Below are 18,817 nucleotides of genomic sequence, written 5' to 3' on the forward strand. Positions count from 1 at the left end.
GTGGCCAGATCGTATCCAAACTCATGGGCCACAGCACTCCCACCATGCTCCTCGCGCATTATCAGTATGTAATGGATGCGCAAAAGCGGGCGGCTGTTGTGGAAGCTTTGCCGGATATCTGGCATGTGCCCAAAAATATGTGCACAAAACAAAAGGCACTTATGCAATCAACATAAGTGCCTGAAATATTGGTGCGCCCGGCAGGAATCGAACCTGCGGCCTACAGCTTAGGAGGCTATCGCTCTATCCGACTGAGCTACGAGCGCGTTGCCCCCTTGTAGGGATTCTTAATGCGCATGTCAAGAACAGGCCCGACGCCCTCTGCATACGGGGAGCGGGATGCTGCAAAAAGCGGTGGAAGTCGCGCGCGTCTCAGACCAGCCCGCTCTCTTCGGCCCAGAGCAGCAGGGCGAGAGTTCCCAGGCTGCCGATCAACATCATATAGGCACGCCGGGTGCGCAGCGAAAGCACCGCACCCATCAAGGCCGCCACATACAACATGGGCCAGTTCAGCAGCATAAGACGCGGCAGGGTCTGACACGCCGTCAGGATGGAGAGCAGACAGAAGAGCAGCGCATAGCACAGAACAAATAACAAGAACTGCAAAACGGCCCGGAGTGACATGATGCGCAGCACAGCGCCCGCAGGCGCAAGCGAATGGCCGCCACCGGCGCACCATGATTCCACCCTGTCCACCAGCCGGTTTTCATGGATGCGCAGACTGCGTTCCAAAAAAGCGCCCAGATACGCGGCAAGCATGACCAAAATCAGGGGCAGCAACAGTTCCCCCGGCTGATTCAGATCGAAATGCGCGGCCAGAGGAAAAAGCAGCAGAAAACTCAGACTGCCGAAGGGGGGCACTACACTGCCCAGCTCCAGCACATCCAGCCAGAGTAATTCACATATAATGCCAAGAGACAGGGCCAGTGCCCAGTCAGAAGTGCAGACGCCCGCAATCAGCGCCAGGCAAAGGGGTCTGTCCAGCAGGCCGACAATACAGGAAGAGCGCGCCGCCCCCGCCAGGACAAAAAAAAAGCGTACGGCAACCCTGTCTGCATCAGCTCAGAGAAGTTGATCATAAGAGTCTCGCACGTTTTCAGTAGGCACACAACGAAAGTCCAACTGCACAAGATGTTGTCTGATTATCCGCAAGTCTTCCCTGTCCCGCCCGGAAAGCGCCACATGCGGCAACAACTGCAACTTGTCCGGCCCGTAATGAAGATTGCCCATATTCAACACCGACATTTCAACGCCGTCATCACAAGCCCGGCGGGCGTCCTGACAGTTGGCGAACAGCACAAAACTGTCTTCGCCGCACATATCCAGCGTTGCCGCCAATTCGCATACAGGGATAAAATGAGTGCTTACCCGCTGGGGAACGGCCAGTTCCACAATCTGCTGGCGCAACATATCCGCAGCCAGCTCGTCATTGGCCACAATAAGATGTTTGCTCCCGGTATACGGCAGCCAGGCTTCAATGACCTGACCATGCACCAGGCGGTTGTCCACACGAAACCACATATATCAATCGCCCGATTTGTCGCGGGCCTTGTTGCGCAGCATACTGCCGGCCACCACAATGCCCTTGGCCCCGGCCTCGCCGGCAATCTGGGCCAGCTCATCCAGCGGCTTGTCGCGTGACGTGAAAACTTTCAGCAGCATGGGCAGATTGACGCCCGTGACAACCTCCACCTTATGGCTGCCCAGCAGGGAAAGCGCCAGATTGGTGGGCGTGCCGCCAAACATATCAGTCAAGATGATGACGCCCGCGCCCTTGTCAAGACGCTGGGCCGCATCGTCCAGGCGGCGTACTGTCTCGGAAACTTCATGCGCAACATCAACACTGATGGAACTACAGTCGCTCAACGGGCCCAGAATGAACTCGGCAGTGCGCAGCATGGCTGAACCGTAGTCCGCATGCGCAACCAGAATTATTCCGACTTGTGCCGTCTTGTTTTCATCCGTCATGGCATTCCTCGCGGGTCACAGCCTGCCAGCTTTTTCAGCCAAGTTCAAGATGCCGGTGCTCCAGAGAAGCCGGATAGTCCGCCTGCCGGAGCGCCTGCGCCAGTTCCTCCGCCATAGCCACAGAACGGTGCCGCCCTCCGGTGCAGCCCACGGCAATGGTGACGCGGTAACGGCCTTCGGCCTCCATCAGCGGCAGTATAAAAAGAAGCAGATCCAGCAGTTTCTTGCGAAATTCCACTGCGCTGGCCGAGGCGAAAACATAGTCGGAGACGGCCTTGTCTTTGCCGCACAGCGGGCGCAAATCTTCCACAAAATATGGATTGGACAGGAAACGCAAATCAAAAACCATGTCCGCTTCGCGGGGAACCCCGTACTTGAAGCCAAAGGAAATTACATTGACGCGTATGGCGCGCAAATTTTCCTTGTTGCCGCTCCAGCGCTTCTGAATGGAACGCCGCAGGTCATGGATGGAAAAACGCGAAGTGTCGATGACCAGATCAGCCATTTCCCGCAGGACACGCAGGCGGTTGCGCTCGGCGGCAAGAGCGGCCTCAAGGCCCATGCCCTCGCGTTCCAGAGGATGCGGGCGGCGGGTGGTGGCGTAGCGTCGCATGAGCACCTGCGCCTCAGCCTCCAGAAACAGCAACAGCGGTCGGATGCCCCTGGCGGCCATGACGCTCAACGCATCGTTGATTTCATCCAAAAAATTGCTCTGGCGCATGTCCATGCCCAGGGCAATGCCCCGGAAATGGCTCATGGAAGACCGCTCCATCATGCCGGCCATTTCCGGCGCCAGGCTCGCGGGCAGACCGTCAACGGTAAAATAGCGCAAGTCCTCAAAGACTTGCAGAGCGGTGCTTTTACCGGCGCCGGAAAGGCCGGTGACAATGCAAACCTGCACGGCGCGTGTGGCGGTTTCGGAACCGACCCCGGTCAAATCCGCGCCGGAAGGCTTGCGACAGGGAGCGTGTGGCGTGTTCATGGCATATTCGCGGACGCCGCCGAACCGGAGCGGAAACCCACCGGCCCGGCGGATCAAACATGGCTCAACCTACAGCACGGGGTCAATCAGGGCATAACCGCTGGTGCGACGCCGGTAGACCACATTGACGCGATTGCTTTCAGCATTGAGAAATACCAGAAACTCGCTGCCGATGGCATCCAGCTGCATCAGCGCCTCATCCAGATGCAACGGCTTGGGGGCGAAGCGGTCTGTACCCACCACGGGCTGATTTTCTTCATGCTGGGCTTCCAGGTTATAGGTGAAGACATCCACCTCAGTGTTGCGGGCCTTGCGGCGCTGCTCCTTGACCCTGGAAACCTGCCGCTTGATCTGAGCCTCCACCTTGTCAACCACAAGATCAATGGCCGCATACATATCGGAAGTCTGCTCTGTGGCATTGATGTGCAGCCCCTCACCGCTGACGGTTACTTCGCAGCGGTGGCGGAACTTGTCCACTGTGAGCACGACGTTTACTTCCAGACCGGCGGATTTGCCGTAAAAACGCCCCAGCTTTTCCATGCGGCGGCGGGCATACTTCTTCAGATGATCGGAGGCCTCAAAGTTCTTGAACGCAAAAGATATATTCATGTTTCCTCCTTGGGATTGCAAAGCACCGCTGCGGGATCAGAAGTGCTCCTTGCGACGTGACGACGAGGGAATATCCAGCGCCGTGCGGTATTTTGCCACAGTGCGGCGGGCTATGTTCACTTTCAGGCGTTCCTTGAGCATCTCGCCGATGCGTTCGTCGCTCAGGGGCCCCTTGGGGTCCTCATCGGCAATAAATTTCTTGATCAGGGCCTTGACGCTTTCCGAGCCGACCTGACTGCCGTCATCCAGCTCAAGACCGCTGTTGAAGAAAAACTTCAGTTCAAAAATTCCGTGAGGCGTGGCCACATATTTATTGCTGGTAATTCTGCTGACCGTGGATTCATGCATGCCGATATCATCGGCTATGTCTTTCAGAATCAGCGGAGCCAGCCTGGTGACGCCGTTCTCAAAAAAAGGCCGCTGATGGCGCACAATGCTTTCCACCACCTTGTACAGCGTGCGCTGACGCTGGTACAGGCTCTTGATCAGCCAAGTGGCCGAACGCATTTTTTCTGCAAAGTATTCCTTTTCCTTGTCCGAGGAGCTTCCCATATCCATGTGATAAAGCGAAGAAAGCTGCAACTGCGGCAGCCCGTCCTCATTGAGCAGAATGACGAATTCATCGCCCATCTTGTAGACAAAGACATCCGGACTCACATAGGTGGGTTCGCCGCCGCCGAAACTCGCGCCGGGCAGCGGGTCAAGACTCTGGATGATATCAAGATATTCCTTGAGTTCCTCCATATCTAGCTTGAACTTGCGCAGCAGCGGCTTGTAGCGCTTGGCCTCCAGGTCTTCCAGGTGGGATTGAACCAGCTCAAGCAAGATGGGGTCACGGTCGTAATTCAGGCTTTTCAGTTGTATCAGCAAGCATTCCCGCGCGTCGCGCGCGGCCACGCCCACGGGATCAAACAGCTGCACGCGCTCCAGCACGGTTCGCACCGCGTCGGAAGAAGATTTGGTCATCTCCGCAATTTCTTCCAGCGTGGCCTGCAAATAGCCGGAGGAAGCCAGATTGCCGATAATGACCTCGCCGATTTCTTTTTGCTCGTCGGTCAGTGTGGAGAGACGCAACTGCCAGAGCAGATGCCCTTCCAGAGAAGGCTTGGCGGCATAGCGGGCTTCCAGAGGTGAAATTTCTTCCGAGGCTTCAAACTCGCGCTGCTGCATCAGGCGGGGAGTGCTGGCAAACTCGCCGAGGTAGTCCTCCCACGAGGCGTCCTTGGCCAATTCTTTGTCATAAACCTCCTCTTCAACGCTGTCCCGGCGCTCGCTTTGGGCAGCCGAATCAACAGCGTCATCGCCGGAAGACTCTTCAAGAAAAGGATTGTCCAGCAGCTCCTGCTGAACGGTCTCCAGCAGCTCCAGACGCGAAAGCTGAAGCAGTTTGATGGCCTGCTGCAGTTGCGGCGTCATGACCAACTGCTGGGCCAATTTCAATTGCTGACGAAGTTCCAGTGCCATGACCGCTCTTTTACGCTGACGAGGTGAAATATTTAACAAATTTTCTATTTACAAGAATTGTGCCACATGCTGACAATTTATGCAATAGCCGAAGGCTGCGACAAGATGCGGTGGAATAGGCCCGCGCCGGCGGTTCGCCCAGACCGGCAGTCTGCTGACCCGCGCGCGAAAAGGGAGACGTTTCGCCTCCCTTTTCGCGCCAGACTATTGACGAAGCACGCTTTGCGATGTTTGCGCCGTTCAGGCCGCTTGCGCGGCTGAAAGACACGAAAAGCAGCCGCTTGCGGCGCGGCAAAGCCGCGCCCCGCTCCTGATTTCCGGGGCTGCCGACACAAGTCGGCAGCCCCGGGGAGGCGAAAAGCCCACCTTTGCGCGCTTCAAGCCCGGCGGCGGGCGGCATCCCGCATTCAGGCCCTGGATTGCCCCTTGGCCGCCTTGATGAACTCGCGGAACAGGGGATGGGCCGCCATGGGACGGGACTTGAACTCAGGGTGAAACTGACAGCCCAAAAACCAGGGATGGTCAGGCAGTTCAATGATTTCCACCAGAGAGTCGTCCGGGGCCGTGCCGCTGAAGATCATGCCCTTCTGTCCCAGAATTTCCTTGAAGGCATTGTTAAATTCGTAGCGGTGGCGATGCCGCTCATCCACCATATCCTTTTTGTACGCCTCATGGGCCCTGGTGCCTGGCTGCACCTTGCAGGGGTAGGAGCCAAGACGCATGGTGCCGCCCTTGTCGCTGCTGGCATCGCGTTTTTCCACATTTTTGGTGCGGAAGTCGAACCACTCGGTCATCAGATAAATAACCTTGTGGTCGGACAGGGGATTAAATTCTTCTGAATTGGCATCTTCCAGACCCGCCGCATGCCGGGCAAACTCAATGACCGCGCACTGCATGCCCAGGCAGATGCCAAAAAAGGGCACACGCTTTTCACGGGCATAGCGGATGGCCGCTATCTTGCCTTCCACGCCGCGATAGCCGAAACCGCCAGGCACCAGAATGCCGTCACAGCCCTCGAACACCGAGGCCGCGTTCCGCTCGGTCACATTCTCGGAATTGACGTAACGCAGCTCCACCGCCACGCGGTTGGCCACGCCGCCGTGAATCAGAGCCTCGTGCAGGCTCTTGTAGGCTTCTTTCAGGTCCACATACTTGCCCACGATGGCGATAGTCACCCTGCCCTGCGGGTTGGCGCCGTCGTGAACCAGTTTTTCCCAGGATTCCAGATGCGCGTTGCGCGCGGGCAGGCGCAGCATGATGGCCACTTTCTGATCAAAGCCCTCCTCATAAAACTTGAGGGGCACTTCATAAATATTGTCCACATCCACGGAGGAAAAAACCGCATCCTGATCCACATTGCAGAACAGGGCTATTTTTTTGCGCATTTCCTGAGGGATGCTCTGCTCGCAACGGCAGAGGATAATATCCGGCTGAATGCCGATGGAAAGCAGCTCCTTGACGCTGTGCTGGGTGGGCTTGGTCTTGTGCTCGCCGGCACAGCGCAGATAGGGCACCAGAGTCAGATGAATGTTCAGACAGTTGTCGCGCCCCAGTTCCGAACGCAACTGGCGGATGGCCTCCAGAAACGGCAGGCCCTCAATGTCGCCCACCGTGCCGCCTATTTCGATAATGGCGACATCAGGCGCGTTCTCCCCCTCGGCCAGCGAAAGCACTGTTCGCTTGATTTCATCGGTAATGTGCGGGATGACCTGTACGGTGGCGCCCAGATAGTCGCCATGGCGCTCCTTGGCGATGACATGATTGTAGATGGCGCCCGATGTGGTGTTGTTCTTGCGAGACATGGGCACATTGAGGTAGCGTTCGTAGTGGCCCAGATCAAGGTCGGTCTCAGCCCCGTCGTCGGTCACGAACACTTCGCCATGCTGGAAGGGGTTCATGGTGCCGGGGTCCACATTGATATAAGGGTCCAGCTTCTGAATGGTCACCGAAAGGCCGCGCGTCTGCAGCAGCGCGCCCAGCGAAGAGGCAGCCAGGCCCTTGCCCAGTGAAGACAACACCCCGCCCGTCACAAAGATAAATTTGGTTTTCATGGCCTCCCACCTGTTTTGCTTGAAAGCGCGATTCCGCGTATCCGGTTGCTGATACACCAGATCAATTTTTTTGGCTAGCATTGACTAAGTCTGGCAAGGTACGTAGTGTATTTTTCCCCTTCCGGCATACGTTCCGGCCCGCGCCAGGGGCGTTTCTCCAGGCCGGGCGTCTTTCAGGCTGCTCCAAGGAGGCTCCTCCCGCATGGCTACGGTCAATACACTGGTCATCACCGGCTACGGCACCAATTCGCATCTGGAAACCGCGCATACGGCCCGTCTGGCCGGTTCCGACAGAGCCGACGTCGTGCATTTCTCCGATCTGGTGGCGGGTGACGTGCGCCTTGCGGACTATCATTTTCTGATTTTTCCTGGCGGCTTTCTGGACGGCGACGACCTGGGCGCGGCGCAGACGGCGGCCATGCGCTGGCGCTATCTGAAAGACAGGGCGGGCACGCCGCTGCTGCAAACCCTGCGGGAATTTCTGGATCAGGGCAGGCTGATTCTCGGCATCTGCAACGGCTTTCAACTGCTTGTCAAGCTGGGCGTGCTGCCGTCTCTGGGGGGAACCCGCTTTGAGCGTCAGGCTTCTCTGGGTCACAACGATTCCGCGCGTTTTGAAGACCGCTGGGTGCATCTGCGGCCCAATCCCGACAGCCCTTGCGTCTTTACCAAAGGCTTGCCCTTGCTGGCCATGCCTGTGCGTCACGGCGAAGGCAAGCTCGTCCCCCGTGACGCGGAATGCCTGCGCCGCATTGAGGCAGAACAGCTCATCGCCCTGCAGTATGCCGACCCTGAAAGCGGCGCTCCCACGCAGGAATATCCTCTTAACCCCAATGGTTCGCCGCTGGCCATCGCCGGACTTACAGACCCCACGGGCCGCGTGCTGGGCCTTATGCCCCACCCCGAAGCTTTCCATCATGTGACCAATCACCCCGCCTGGACCAGAGGCGAACTGGACCCGCCGGGAACGCTGCTTTTTGTCAATGCCGTGCGCTACCTGCGCGGTCAGTGAAAATCCGCGTCAGTTGCAAAAATTCACTGCGGCATGAAAATGGCGCATTCCCTTAATGCGGCATTGATTTTGTTGTAATTCAATATGTTAGTGGATTTTACCAGAAGAGTCGCGAATCTTTCCAAGACGGCGACGCCTTGACAGGGCATCTTTTAATGTCTAATATAGTGAGATTCAGCGCAGCATTGTCAGTATAGCATTATAGCCGCGTGGCTTAACCCGTCCGCGTCAGACAAGGTGTGTACAGGCTTGTCGCAAGTTTTGTTTTCTTTTTTTACGCCGCATGATTTTCAAGGCGCTTTCTCTGGCTCCCAGGAAGAAAGTGCCTTTTTTATTAAGGTCAATATCAATGCAACTTATTGAAATATTTAGTGCCATTGAAGAAATTGCTCCCCTGCGGGCCGCCGCGTCCTGGGATGTGTCCGGCTTGCAGGTAGCGGCGCACAGAGCCGATGCCGACGTTCTGGCTGTCTGCCTTGACCCTACGCCCGCCTCAGTGCGTCAGGCTTTGGCATCGGGCGCGCAGTGCATTCTGAGCCACCACCCTCTGGCGCTCAAGCCCGCCCTGCCCCGGCGGCTGGACGCCTATCACGAGGTTTTGCGCCTGCTGTTCGCCGCCGACGTGCCGCTCTACAGCGCTCACACCTCGTTGGACGTCAATGCGAACGGCCCGGCCGGCTGGCTGGCCGACGAACTGGCGCTGCGCAACCTGGCGGTGCTGGAACCCACGGCGTCGCCGCTGATTGATGCCGCGTTGCCCCTGGGTTTCGGCCTGGCCGGCGACCTGCCGACGCCCCTGAGCCTGACGCAGATCGTGTCCGCCCTGGGCCGCCATATCGAATTGTCCACCGCCACGGTCTGCGGCCCCTCGCCGAAAAACATTTCGCGCCTGGCGTACTGCACCGGCTCCGGTTCTTCTCTGCTGCGGGAGGCCCGCGCGTCCGGCGCGCAACTTTTCATCACCGGCGACGTCAAATATCACACGGCGCTGGAGGCCGAAATATGCCTGCTGGATGTGGGGCACCACAGCCTGGAAGAGGAAATGATGCGCCGCATGAGTCAGGTGCTTGCCCAACGGCTTGCCGGCCTGAACATCGTTTTCGTGCCTTCGGCTTCGCCGTTGCGCCCCGCCCTTTTGTCATGACTCCCAGGAGGATTATATGAGCAATGCCGTTTACTTGGATCAAATAAAGCAGTTGCTGGAACTGCAAAAAGTGGATGACGCCATTTTTGCGGTCAGACAGGAGCTGGAGCGCGCGCCCCGAGACCTTGAGGAACTGGAACAGCGCTTTGAAGCCGTCGAGGCCCAGCGCAATCGCGTTCTGGATAAGCTGGCGCACCTTCAGGAACAGCAAAAACGCCTTTCTCTAGAAATTGACGACGATTCCGCCAGAATCAAAAAGAGCAAAAACAAGCTCATGCAAGTGGGCAATACTCGTGAATACCACGCCATGATGCGTGAAATGGACAGTATGGAAAAAGTCAACCGCTCCCGTGAGGAAGAAAAGATGACCCTCATGGAAGAGTTGCAGTTGCAAAACGACACGCTGGCTGAAATAGATCGGGATCACTCCGCCCTGAAGGCTGAGCTTGAGGTCAAGCGTGAAGGCCTGGAAGAAAAAATCCAGAACGCCAAGGCCAATCTGGAAAATCTGAGCCGGAAGCGCGCCCAGGTCAGCAAAGTCATTCCTCAACCGGTATTCATGCGCTACGAGTTCATTCGCGTGCGCCTGGAGCACCCGGTCATCGTGGCCGTCAAAGACGGCGTATGCTCTCGCTGCCATATTGCGATACCGCCTCAATCATTCATTGAGCTGCAGCGCGGCCAGCAGATTTTGAGCTGCCCCAATTGCCAGCGCCTGATCTTCTGGTGCGAGCATTTCACGTTGCCGGAAGAGTCCGCTCCTGCGCCCAAAGCGACGCCGCTGACGGACTGAAGAAAGTGTTTGCACATACTTGAGACCTTTCATAATTGAACAAAACAGCAAAACGTTGCGGAAGCTCCCACCGGCGCTTCCGCCGATCAACACAGCGGGAGCCGGACAGACCGTCGCTGCGGGCCGTTGGCCCGGAGAGGAAAGTCCGGGCTCCACAGGGCAGGACGCTGGGTAACACCCAGGAGGGGCGACCCTCGGACAGCGCCACAGAAAGCAAACCGCCGCGCGGCTTTGCGCGGTAAGGGTGAAACGGTGGGGCAAGAGCCCACCAGATGCCGCGGCGACGCGGCATGCTCGGCATACCCCGTCTGGAGCAAGACCAAATAGGGAAGGCGGTCGGCCCGGCCCATGCCTTCCGGGTAGGTTGCTTGAGGGCGCGGGCAACCGCGCTCCTAGAGGAATGACGGTCATGTGCGGCCTGCCGCATGACAGAACCCGGCTTATCGTCCGGCTCCCGCTTGTTGTCAGAGGCTTGTCATGCCTGAAAATTCCAGGCCGGAAAAAACCTGGGCCCTGATTCTGGCCGCCGGCCGCGGCAGCCGCCTGGCGGCTGCCGCCGGCGGCCTGTCCAAACAGTTTTTACGCTGGCGGGGGTTTCCATTGTACTGGCACGCGGCGCGAGCCATGAGCCGCAGCGCCGTTGTGCATGGCGTCGCCTTTGTCTTTCCCCCGGAGCGTTGCGCCGTGGAGGCTGAAACGCTGCGCGCGCTACAGGCCCGGGATGACCTGGGGCTGCCCTGGCTTGCAGTGGCGGGCGGCGCGTTGCGACAGGATTCCGTGCGCCTGGGGCTGGCGGCCTTGCCGCGTGAGGCGCGCCATGTGCTGGTGCACGACGCTGCCCGGCCCTTTTTGAGCCCGGCCCTGCCGCGGCGCATTTGTGAGGCGTTGCGACAGGGCGCTTCTGCCGCCATCCCCGGCCTGCCCGTTACGGACACCATCAAGCTGGTGGATAACGGGCTCGTTACGGGCACTCTGCCCCGCTCCCGGCTGGCGGCGGCGCAAACGCCGCAGGGTTTTGATCTGCCCCTGCTGCGCCAGGCGCACCGGCATGCTGAGGAAACGGGGCTGACAGTCACTGATGACGCGGCCCTGATGGAAGCCCTGGGGCATGACGTCCATATGCTGTCCGGCGAGGTTGCCAACGTGAAGATAACCAATCCCGAAGATCTCGCCCTGCTGGCCGATGGCCTTTCCGCGCCGCATCCCCGTACGGGCATGGGCTATGACGTGCACCGTTACGGGCCGGGGCGTCCCCTGAAACTGGGCGGCGTGCTTATTTCGGAGGGGCCGGAGGTCGTGGCCCATTCTGACGGAGACGTGCTGCTGCACGCGCTTATGGACGCCCTGCTGGGCTGTGCCGGGCTGGGCGACATCGGCCAGCTTTTTCCCGACAGCCAGGCCCGTTTTGAGGGCATTTCATCCGCCGTTTTGCTGGATCAGGTGCTGGAGATGCTGCGCGAGGCCCAGGTCACGCTCTGCCATGCCGATCTGACTATCGTGGCCCAGAGGCCGCGCCTGTCGCCCTTCCGTGAGGAAATACGCAAAAATGTCGCCCGCCTGCTGGGGCTGGACAAAACGCATGTCAACCTCAAGGCCACCACCGAGGAAGGCTTGGGCTTTACCGGCCGGATCGAAGGCATCAAAGCCTATGCGGTAGTCAGCGCCCTGGGCGACGCTGCGCCGTCTCCTGCCGCTCCCGCACACACTCTCTCCGACCTTTGATCTCCATAAGGATGCGCCATGAATACTGAGTCACGCCGGCCCTGGTTCGCCCATTATGAGGATTTTGTGCCCCGTAGCGCGGAGATTTGGGAGAAACCCCTGTATACCATGCTGGACATGGCCGCAGAGGCATACCCGCACCGTAACGCCCTGATTTTCCAGAATACGCGCATCACCTACAAAAGTTTGCGCGAACGGGCGGAACTTTTTGCCGGAGCGTTGCGGCGCATGGGCGTGGAGCCGGGCCACCGCGTGGCTGTCATGCTGCCCAATCTGCCCCAGACCGTCATCGCCTTCTGGGGCGTCATCAAGGCCGGGGCCGTGGTTGTGATGACCAATCCGCTCTATATGGAAAAGGAGCTGCTGGAAAACATGCATGACTCCGGAGCGGAGCACATGATCCTGCTGGATATGCTCTGGCCGCGAGTGGCCGCCTTGCGCGACCGTCTGCCGTTGCGCAACTTTATTGTCACCAGCGTTGGCGATGCTCTCTCCTTTCCCCTGAACTGGTTGTACCGCTTCAAGCAGAGCCGGCAAAACAAGGCGTCCATCCCCTACGACAACAAGAATATTTTTGCCTGGAAGACCTTTCACAAGGGCGCGGAACGCCATACGGAACCCATTGCGGATCCGGTTCATGCCCCGGTCATGCTCCAATATACCGGCGGCACCACCGGCCAGCCCAAGGGCGTTGTCCTGACGCACGCCAATCTGGGCACCAATTGCCGCCAGGTGCTGGACATCATCAACGTCACTGCCGAAACGCACCACACTTTCATTTCGCTGCTGCCCTTCTTTCATGTGTACGGTCTGACAACGGGCCTGATCATCCCCATGGCTCTGGCCGCCACGACCCTGCCCCTGCCGCGCTATGTGCCGCAGGACGTGCTGCGCGTCATTGCCCGACACAAAGCCACTGTTTTTCCTGGCGCCCCTTCCGTCTACATTTCCCTTTTGCAGCAGAAAGACCTGGCGCGTTACGATCTGAAAAGCATCAAGATATGCGTTTCCGGCTCGGCGCCGCTGCCGCGCGAAATTTTTCGCCGCTTTCAGGAGGTCACCGGCGCCGCCATTCTGGAAGGGTACGGTCTTACCGAAGCTTCGCCCATCACGCACATCAACCCCCTGGGTCGCCAGGGCCAGAAAGAAAATTCCATCGGCATGCCCCTGCCCGGCACCGACGCCCGCGTTGTGGATATGGAAGGCGGCTCTCTGACCCTGCCTCCCGGCAAAATGGGCGAGCTGGTCGTCCAGGGGCCCCAGGTGATGGAAGGCTACTGGCGGCGGCCGGACGAAACGGCCAGCGCCTTGCGCAACGGCTGGCTGTATACCGGCGATCTGGCCACCATGGACGAGGACGGCTATTTTTATATTGTGGATCGCAAGAAGGACATGGTTCTTGTGGGCGGCTACAATGTCTACCCGCGCGAAGTGGATGAGGTGTTGCTGGAGCATCCCAAAATCGTGGAAGCCGTCACCGTGGGCATCAGCGACGATGTGCGCGGTGAGGTGCTCAAGGCCTATGTTGTGCCCACCCTCGGCGAAAGCCTGAGCAAGGCCGATATTATCGCCTGGTGTCGCAGCAAGTTGGCCTCCTACAAGGTTCCTCGCCTGGTGGAATTTCGTGAGAATTTGCCCAAGACCATTGTGGGCAAGGTGCTTCGTCGGGTTCTTCGTGAAGAGGAGGAACGCAAAAACAGCCGCCGGAAAAAACGGCCTTTGAAACAGGGAAACGCCTCTTCCGCCGTTGAATCGAGCCAGGAGGGGTAAGCGACAATCCGGGGGTGGTTTGATGCGCATTCTGGTACAGCGGGTGCATGACGCCTCGATCAGTGTGGATGGTCGCATTGTGGCCGCCATTGGCGCTGGCCTGCTGGGTCTGGTGGGTTTCGGACGCGAGGACGGGCCTGAGTTTCACCACAGCCCGGCCTTTGCAGGTATGGCCCGCAAGCTTCTGGATTTACGCATTTTTCCCGGCCAGGGCGACGCTGCTCACAAATTTCATCGCTCTCTTCAGGATTTCGGCGGCCAGATACTGCTGGCGCCGCAATTCACACTCTACGCCGATTGCCGCAAAGGCCGCCGACCTTCCTTCAGCGAGGCGTGCGAACCCGTCTGGGCCGCCGAGCTGTTCAAACGCTTCGTGAGCCTTGTTGACGGGGCTTGCCATGACAGCGTATCCTCAGGCATATTTGGAGCTGAGATGGAAGTCCGCCTCCGCAATTGGGGGCCGGTGACCATTTGGCTGGATTCCGCCCGACTTTTTCCTGACCATAACCGGCAATACTCTGTGCATTGAGGAGGCTCGGCCATGTTCGATCTGCAAGCGGAGTCTCGCAATAACATCAACTTTCTGCATCTGACCGGCGATGTGCTGCTGCCCGATGTGGTCGAGTTTCACCAGCGGATAAACGCCTGCCTGTCGGCGTCCAACGTTCAACAGGTGGTACTGGATCTCAGCCAGGCGGGGCGAATGGACAAGGCGGGGCTGGGCGTCCTTATCAACCTCTGTTTTCAACTGCAGGGGCGGGGGCGCAGGCTGGTTCTGCTCAACCCCGCGCCGCATGTGGCACAACTTTTGAAAGATGCGCAAATAGACGGTTTTTTCCCCACTTGCGAAAGAGAGGAAGAACTCAAAGGCTATATCCCGGACGTGACGGGGTAGCGCCTGCCAAGCGACATTTTTCAGCTCAGACAGAGGCCATATGCAATACTATCTGCGGCACTACTTCAACCCGGATTTTGACTATCTGCATCTGAAGCCCGGCGACAAGGCCGCTGGCAATCTGGGGTTGTATACATTTGGTTACGCGCAGAATGTCATCACCGGGCAGCTTCTGGCCGAAATCATTCCCCTGGAACAACTGGAAAGCAAACCTGATCCGCGTTTTGTGCTCAACAAGCCGGAACTGCCCATCGGCGCCAACACCCGCGTGGATCCGGCCTATCCCAACTATCTGCTGGCGGACGCCAACGGCTATGTTTTTTACTATAGAGGAAAAATTACGGTCAAAGGCCTGCTGAATGTACGGCAGGATGTCGGTTTTCATACCGGCAATGTCTTTTTTGTGGGTGATCTGGCCGTGCACGGCTCAGTACGCGCCGGTTTTTCCGTACAGGCCAATAATCTTAAGATCAGCGGCATAGTTGAGGGCGGTCAGGTGCGCGTCCGGCGCGACCTGCTGGTCAAGGGCGGCGCGCGCGGCGGCGCCGGAAGACACTGTCTGCTGGATGCCGGCGGCAAGCTGCTTACCCGGTTCATGGAGAAAATTGAAGCCCGCGCCCGCGGCAATATCGTCGTTGACAAGTACTGTCTGTACAGCACGGTATACGCCGGCGCCAATCTGGTGGTGCTTGACCAGTTATACGGCAGCACCGTCAACGCCTACGGCAATGTTTATGTGGGGAAGCAATTGGGCAACAAGGCCGCGATTCCCACGCAAATATATCTGGGTTACGATACTCTGACCGTCCGCAATCTGGAAAAAATTGAAAAACTGATTGCCGAGCTTTCCCAAAGCATAACCCACCTCAATGCTGTGGCCGGTCATCTGCCGCCCGACGCCAATGACGCCAGCCGCAAGCTGACCCGCCTCATCAAGCAACGCGAAATGGTCATGAAACGTCGCGCGGAACTCGCCGCCAGAATCAGCCTGGATGAAAAAAACGTGCAGAACTGCCGCCTGATGGCGCCAGGCAAGGTTTTTCCCGGCGTGGAACTATCCATCGGCCGGGCCTTTATGCTCGTGGAGCGGCCTTACGAAAACGTTCAGTTCCGGCTTAATCAGGACGACATCGTGGTGGAAACCCTGCCCGCCGACAAGAGCAAGACCAGATGACCCCGCAAGACAAGCCGCGTTTCGAGTCTATTTTTCCCGGGCGACATGGCAGGGGCGATCCCCCGGCGGATATTGTGGCGCATGTGGGCGGTCGCTCTTTCGCCATGCTCGGCCCCGGCGGGCCGGAGCGTGAAAAAGCCGTGGTCAATGCCATACCGCCGGAACAGCGCAAGGGCGCGCTTCCGGTTTTGCTCGGGGCGGGCCTGGGGCACGCCCTTCATCTGTTGCTTGAAGAAGGCGATGGCCCCATCGCCGTGGTTGAAAAGGAACGCGCCCTGCGGGAGATGACCGGCGTGCTGGACGCGCTGCCCGAACTCTCGCGGCGGCGCGTGCTGCTGGTGGACGCGCAAGACACGCATGCCGCGCTTACCGCGTTGACGCACTGGCAGACCCGCCATGGCGGCAAGCGCCTGCTGCCTCTGCCGCTGCCCTTTTATCTGCGTCTGGATCGTGCCTATTACGGCGAATTGCGCGACAAACTCGCCGCCAGCGCCCGCTTTGATTTCTGGGGTCGCGCCGTGCGGCCCCGTTTTCAGGATGCAAGGCCGCGCGTGCTTCTGTTGACCAGCAAATATTTTTTGATGGGCGAACTGGAAAGGGCCTGCCGCAAGCTGGGACTTGACTACAAGCTTGTCACCCTCGGCAACGACGCCCTGGCCTGTGAGGATTTCATCCAGCGATTGCTTGAGGCTGTGCTCTCTTTCAGGCCGGATTGCTGCATCACGCTCAATCACATGGGCGTGGATGTGGAAGGCGTGCTCATGGATCTGCTGGCCCGTCTGCAGCTGCCTCTGGCCTCCTGGTTTGTGGACAATCCGCACCTGATCATCCATCTCTACACGCGTTGCGTCAGCCCCTGGACCGCCCTTTTCACCTGGGACGCCGACAATATTGAAAGCCTGCGGCAAACCGGCTTCGAGCATGTCTTTTATCTGCCTCTGGGGACGGATACCGAACGTTTCAGCCCGCGCCGCGCGGCGGTTCCCGACGCGTGGAAGGCCGATATTTCCTTTGTGGGCAACTCCATGCTCTATAAAGTAGGCGGTCGGCTGAAAAGCGGGCGCTTTCCGCGAGAATTGCTGCTGCCCTTCCGTGAAGTCGCCGGCGCCTTCATGACCAGCGAACAGCGCTCAGTGACGGGCTTCCTGCGGCGATCCTTTCCCGGCGTTTATGCCCGCTACGCGGCCCTGCCCGACAATGAGGCGCGACTGGCTTACGAAACCGCCATCACCTGGCAGGCCACCCGTTTGTACCGTAACGGCTGCGTGCGCCGCCTGCTGCCCTTCCACCCCCTGATCGTGGGCGACCGCGGCTGGCGGGTGGAATTTCGGCATGAAGCATGTCAGCCGCGCTATCTGGACGCCCTGAGCTATTATGCGGAACTCCCGGCCTTCTACGGGCATTCCGCCATCAACTTTAACTGCACCAGCAAGCAGATGAAGGGCGCGGTCAACCAGCGCGTTTTCGATGTGCCCGCCGCAGGGGCCTTTGTGCTTACAGACTGGCGCCCGCAGATGGAACAACTGTTTGAGCCTGACGAAATGGCCTGCTACCACGAGCCGGAGGAAATCCAAGACATGGTTCGGTATTATCTGAATCATCCGCTGGAACGCCGTAAAGTGGCCGCCGCCGGGCGCAAGCGTGTGCTGGCCTGCCATGCCTGGGAGCATAGACTTCAAGCCTTGCTTGAACAAATGCGCAATATTTACGGAACGCCGACGGCGGGCAAGGCGTCCGCATGAGCGCTGATCCCCTGCTGGTCTTGCAACTGCAGCGCATGGGGGATCTGATCCTGACCTTTCCCCTGCTGCTGGCCCTCAAAAAACGCTGGCCGGGCCACCCCCTCTGGGTGGCGGCCGAGCCGCAATTTTTTCAGGAGTTGATGCCCCTGGCGCCGGAGGTGGTTTTTTTCCCTCCCTCGCATTGTCCCGCTCTGGCGCGCGGCACATACACGGTGGTCATCAATCTGAGCGGCCGTTCCAGCGCGGCCACCTGCCTGGCGGACGCCACGGCCGCGTTCAAGCTGGGGCCCGCGGCTTCGCCGGGCGGTTTGCATGTGCACGGCTATTGGCAGCTCTATCGCACAGCCCTGACGCAGAACAATCACCATAACGCATTCCACTGGTCAGATCTGTACCGGCTGGATCTGGCCCCCACGGTGCGCCCCGGTCAGGCCGGATACATGCTGCCCGTGGGCGCGAAAAGCGGGCGCGTGGCTCTGGTTTTGGGAGCCAGTGAAGCCGCCAAACGCCCGGACGCCCTGTTCTGGGCGCGTTTGGCCCACAGACTTGCCGCCGCCGGCTTCATGCCCGTCTTTCTGGGCGGCCCGGCTGAAAGCGCGCTGGGGCGGGAGGTGGCGCGCCTGGCCCGCTTGCCGCAGGCCAATCTTTGCGGTCGTCTGCCGCTTGGAGAGGTCGCCGCCGTGCTGCGCGGCGTGGATCTTTGCATTAGCCCGGATACCGGCCCCATGCATCTGGCCGACTGGCTGGGCGTGCCGGTGCTCAACCTTTCCATGGGGCCGGTGCACGCGCGTGAAACAGGCCCCACGGCGCCCGGCCAGTGGGTTTTGCGCGCGGCCATGAGCTGTGTGGGCTGCTGGCAGTGCCGACGCTCCAAACTTTACTGCAAGCTGGCGTTCACTCCGGCGGCCGTGGCCCGCGCGGCGCTGGCCATTCTGGAAGATCCCCGGGGCAATCGCCCGCTGTCCCGCTCCGGCCCGCTCCCCGGCTTGTCCCTCTGCCGCACGGGCCGTGACGCCTTGGGGCTGTATCGGCTTGAGGCCTTGGAAGATCAGGCGGCTCGCACTTCGCCTTCCTGCCGTGTTTTTTTGGAAGATTTCTGGCAGGCCGTCTTTCTTTTTTTGTATGATTCTTCATTGCGCCCGCTGGCCCGACAACGCCTCACTGCCTTGCAGAATGCCTTTCCAGCGCTGGCCCAGCGGCTGGACGCCGGTCTGGCCGGCCTCTGCGCGCGCTGCGCCGCCGCCTTCAGGCATCAAACCATGCCCGCCGACTTCTGGCGCGGGGAGGTTCCCCTGCTGCGCCTTTTTGCCGGGCATACGCATATGTTCCTGCAAAATGCCGATTTTTCGCCTCAGGGCTGGCAAACAACCCTGGAGCGACTGACCGCCCTTCGTGCCCTTTTCTCTTCCGGGGCGGAATAGCCCCGCTTGCCGTTCACTGCCCCCATTCCGGCAGAACTTGCCGCGACAAACAGCTCTTGATTTGATATCA

At 59.4% G+C, this 18,817-nt stretch carries 17 protein-coding genes, 1 tRNA gene and 1 other RNA gene; 11 read left to right on the plus strand and 8 right to left on the minus strand.

The window, feature by feature from the left end; translation table 11 throughout:
• Positions 1–189 precede the first annotated feature (189 nt).
• The 8 genes from ACQRA4_RS10135 to ACQRA4_RS10170 form a co-directional block, all read right to left on the minus strand.
• A tRNA-Arg gene (locus tag ACQRA4_RS10135) sits at positions 190–266 on the minus strand.
• Positions 267–372: 106 nt separating this feature from the next.
• Entirely contained in the window at positions 373–882 is a 510-nt protein-coding gene (locus ACQRA4_RS10140) for a hypothetical protein (RefSeq protein ID WP_427822958.1), read from the minus strand.
• 180 nt (positions 883–1,062) lie between these two features.
• Positions 1,063–1,521 (minus strand): PTS sugar transporter subunit IIB, encoded by a 459-nt coding sequence (locus tag ACQRA4_RS10145; protein WP_427822959.1) that lies wholly within the window; start codon positions 1,519–1,521, stop codon positions 1,063–1,065.
• A gap of 3 nt (positions 1,522–1,524) precedes the next feature.
• Positions 1,525–1,968 carry a PTS sugar transporter subunit IIA gene (locus ACQRA4_RS10150; protein ID WP_427822960.1) on the minus strand — a complete coding sequence of 148 codons (444 nt, stop codon included), beginning with the start codon at positions 1,966–1,968 and terminating at the stop codon, positions 1,525–1,527.
• A gap of 34 nt (positions 1,969–2,002) precedes the next feature.
• The gene (gene rapZ / locus ACQRA4_RS10155) at positions 2,003–2,950 is read right to left on the minus strand and encodes an RNase adapter RapZ (RefSeq protein WP_427822961.1); all 948 of its coding nucleotides are present in this window, start codon (positions 2,948–2,950) and stop codon (positions 2,003–2,005) included.
• A 69-nt stretch (positions 2,951–3,019) separates the two neighbouring features.
• Positions 3,020–3,559 (minus strand): ribosome hibernation-promoting factor, HPF/YfiA family, encoded by a 540-nt coding sequence (gene hpf / locus ACQRA4_RS10160; protein ID WP_427822962.1) that lies wholly within the window; start codon positions 3,557–3,559, stop codon positions 3,020–3,022.
• Between the two features lie 36 nt (positions 3,560–3,595).
• Positions 3,596–5,023, minus strand: coding sequence for an RNA polymerase factor sigma-54 (gene rpoN / locus ACQRA4_RS10165; RefSeq protein ID WP_427822963.1), 1,428 nt, complete (start codon positions 5,021–5,023; stop codon positions 3,596–3,598).
• 407 nt (positions 5,024–5,430) lie between these two features.
• Positions 5,431–7,074, minus strand: coding sequence for a CTP synthase (locus ACQRA4_RS10170; protein WP_427822964.1), 1,644 nt, complete (start codon positions 7,072–7,074; stop codon positions 5,431–5,433).
• Positions 7,075–7,276: 202 nt separating this feature from the next.
• Here ACQRA4_RS10170 and ACQRA4_RS10175 point away from each other — a divergent pair, with 202 nt between their 5' ends.
• The 11 genes from ACQRA4_RS10175 to ACQRA4_RS10225 all read left to right on the plus strand — a co-directional run bounded on the left by ACQRA4_RS10175 (position 7,277) and on the right by ACQRA4_RS10225 (position 18,747).
• Entirely contained in the window at positions 7,277–8,086 is an 810-nt protein-coding gene (locus ACQRA4_RS10175) for a phosphoribosylformylglycinamidine synthase subunit PurQ (protein ID WP_427822965.1), read from the plus strand.
• A 349-nt stretch (positions 8,087–8,435) separates the two neighbouring features.
• Positions 8,436–9,230: a Nif3-like dinuclear metal center hexameric protein gene (locus tag ACQRA4_RS10180; RefSeq protein ID WP_427822966.1), complete on the plus strand. Its 795-nt coding sequence runs from the start codon at positions 8,436–8,438 to the stop codon at positions 9,228–9,230.
• A gap of 16 nt (positions 9,231–9,246) precedes the next feature.
• Positions 9,247–10,023 carry a zinc ribbon domain-containing protein gene (locus tag ACQRA4_RS10185; protein WP_427822967.1) on the plus strand — a complete coding sequence of 259 codons (777 nt, stop codon included), beginning with the start codon at positions 9,247–9,249 and terminating at the stop codon, positions 10,021–10,023.
• Between the two features lie 97 nt (positions 10,024–10,120).
• Positions 10,121–10,482, plus strand: an RNA gene (gene rnpB, locus ACQRA4_RS10190) — RNase P RNA component class A.
• Between the two features lie 18 nt (positions 10,483–10,500).
• Entirely contained in the window at positions 10,501–11,745 is a 1,245-nt protein-coding gene (gene ispD / locus ACQRA4_RS10195; protein ID WP_427822968.1) for a 2-C-methyl-D-erythritol 4-phosphate cytidylyltransferase, read from the plus strand.
• 18 nt (positions 11,746–11,763) lie between these two features.
• Positions 11,764–13,515, plus strand: coding sequence for a long-chain-fatty-acid--CoA ligase (locus tag ACQRA4_RS10200; RefSeq protein WP_427822969.1), 1,752 nt, complete (start codon positions 11,764–11,766; stop codon positions 13,513–13,515).
• Positions 13,516–13,537: 22 nt separating this feature from the next.
• Positions 13,538–14,044, plus strand: coding sequence for a D-aminoacyl-tRNA deacylase (gene dtd, locus ACQRA4_RS10205; protein ID WP_427822970.1), 507 nt, complete (start codon positions 13,538–13,540; stop codon positions 14,042–14,044).
• A gap of 12 nt (positions 14,045–14,056) precedes the next feature.
• Positions 14,057–14,410, plus strand: a complete 354-nt coding sequence (locus ACQRA4_RS10210; protein ID WP_427822971.1) for an STAS domain-containing protein — start codon at positions 14,057–14,059, stop codon at positions 14,408–14,410.
• A gap of 40 nt (positions 14,411–14,450) precedes the next feature.
• The gene (locus ACQRA4_RS10215) at positions 14,451–15,584 is read left to right on the plus strand and encodes a FapA family protein (protein ID WP_427822972.1); all 1,134 of its coding nucleotides are present in this window, start codon (positions 14,451–14,453) and stop codon (positions 15,582–15,584) included.
• Positions 15,581–17,326 (plus strand): CgeB family protein, encoded by a 1,746-nt coding sequence (locus tag ACQRA4_RS10220; protein WP_427822973.1) that lies wholly within the window; start codon positions 15,581–15,583, stop codon positions 17,324–17,326. The genes ACQRA4_RS10215 and ACQRA4_RS10220 overlap by 4 nt, the downstream gene beginning before the upstream one ends.
• Entirely contained in the window at positions 17,323–18,747 is a 1,425-nt protein-coding gene (locus tag ACQRA4_RS10225; RefSeq protein ID WP_427822974.1) for a glycosyltransferase family 9 protein, read from the plus strand. Before ACQRA4_RS10220 ends, ACQRA4_RS10225 begins: the two co-directional genes overlap by 4 nt.
• Positions 18,748–18,817 lie beyond the last annotated feature (70 nt).

This window comes from Desulfovibrio sp. SGI.169 (assembly GCF_050313595.1).
Classification (GTDB): Bacteria; Desulfobacterota; Desulfovibrionia; order Desulfovibrionales; family Desulfovibrionaceae; genus Desulfovibrio.

Bases quoted from the DNA above. Each gene is read 5' to 3' on its own strand.
- ispD (WP_427822968.1), top strand. From the start codon at position 10,501: ATGCCTGAAAATTCCAGGCCGGAAAAAACCTGGGCCCTGATTCTGGCC.
- ACQRA4_RS10210 (WP_427822971.1), top strand. From the start codon at position 14,057: ATGTTCGATCTGCAAGCGGAGTCTCGCAATAACATCAACTTTCTGCAT.
- ACQRA4_RS10150 (WP_427822960.1), bottom strand. From the start codon at position 1,968: ATGACGGATGAAAACAAGACGGCACAAGTCGGAATAATTCTGGTTGCG.
- ACQRA4_RS10180 (WP_427822966.1), top strand. From the start codon at position 8,436: ATGCAACTTATTGAAATATTTAGTGCCATTGAAGAAATTGCTCCCCTG.
- ACQRA4_RS10200 (WP_427822969.1), top strand. From the start codon at position 11,764: ATGAATACTGAGTCACGCCGGCCCTGGTTCGCCCATTATGAGGATTTT.
- ACQRA4_RS10220 (WP_427822973.1), top strand. From the start codon at position 15,581: ATGACCCCGCAAGACAAGCCGCGTTTCGAGTCTATTTTTCCCGGGCGA.
- hpf (WP_427822962.1), bottom strand. From the start codon at position 3,559: ATGAATATATCTTTTGCGTTCAAGAACTTTGAGGCCTCCGATCATCTG.
- ACQRA4_RS10145 (WP_427822959.1), bottom strand. From the start codon at position 1,521: ATGTGGTTTCGTGTGGACAACCGCCTGGTGCATGGTCAGGTCATTGAA.
- dtd (WP_427822970.1), top strand. From the start codon at position 13,538: ATGCGCATTCTGGTACAGCGGGTGCATGACGCCTCGATCAGTGTGGAT.
- rapZ (WP_427822961.1), bottom strand. From the start codon at position 2,950: ATGAACACGCCACACGCTCCCTGTCGCAAGCCTTCCGGCGCGGATTTG.
- ACQRA4_RS10225 (WP_427822974.1), top strand. From the start codon at position 17,323: ATGAGCGCTGATCCCCTGCTGGTCTTGCAACTGCAGCGCATGGGGGAT.
- ACQRA4_RS10215 (WP_427822972.1), top strand. From the start codon at position 14,451: ATGCAATACTATCTGCGGCACTACTTCAACCCGGATTTTGACTATCTG.
- rpoN (WP_427822963.1), bottom strand. From the start codon at position 5,023: ATGGCACTGGAACTTCGTCAGCAATTGAAATTGGCCCAGCAGTTGGTC.
- ACQRA4_RS10175 (WP_427822965.1), top strand. From the start codon at position 7,277: ATGGCTACGGTCAATACACTGGTCATCACCGGCTACGGCACCAATTCG.
- ACQRA4_RS10185 (WP_427822967.1), top strand. From the start codon at position 9,247: ATGAGCAATGCCGTTTACTTGGATCAAATAAAGCAGTTGCTGGAACTG.
- ACQRA4_RS10170 (WP_427822964.1), bottom strand. From the start codon at position 7,074: ATGAAAACCAAATTTATCTTTGTGACGGGCGGGGTGTTGTCTTCACTG.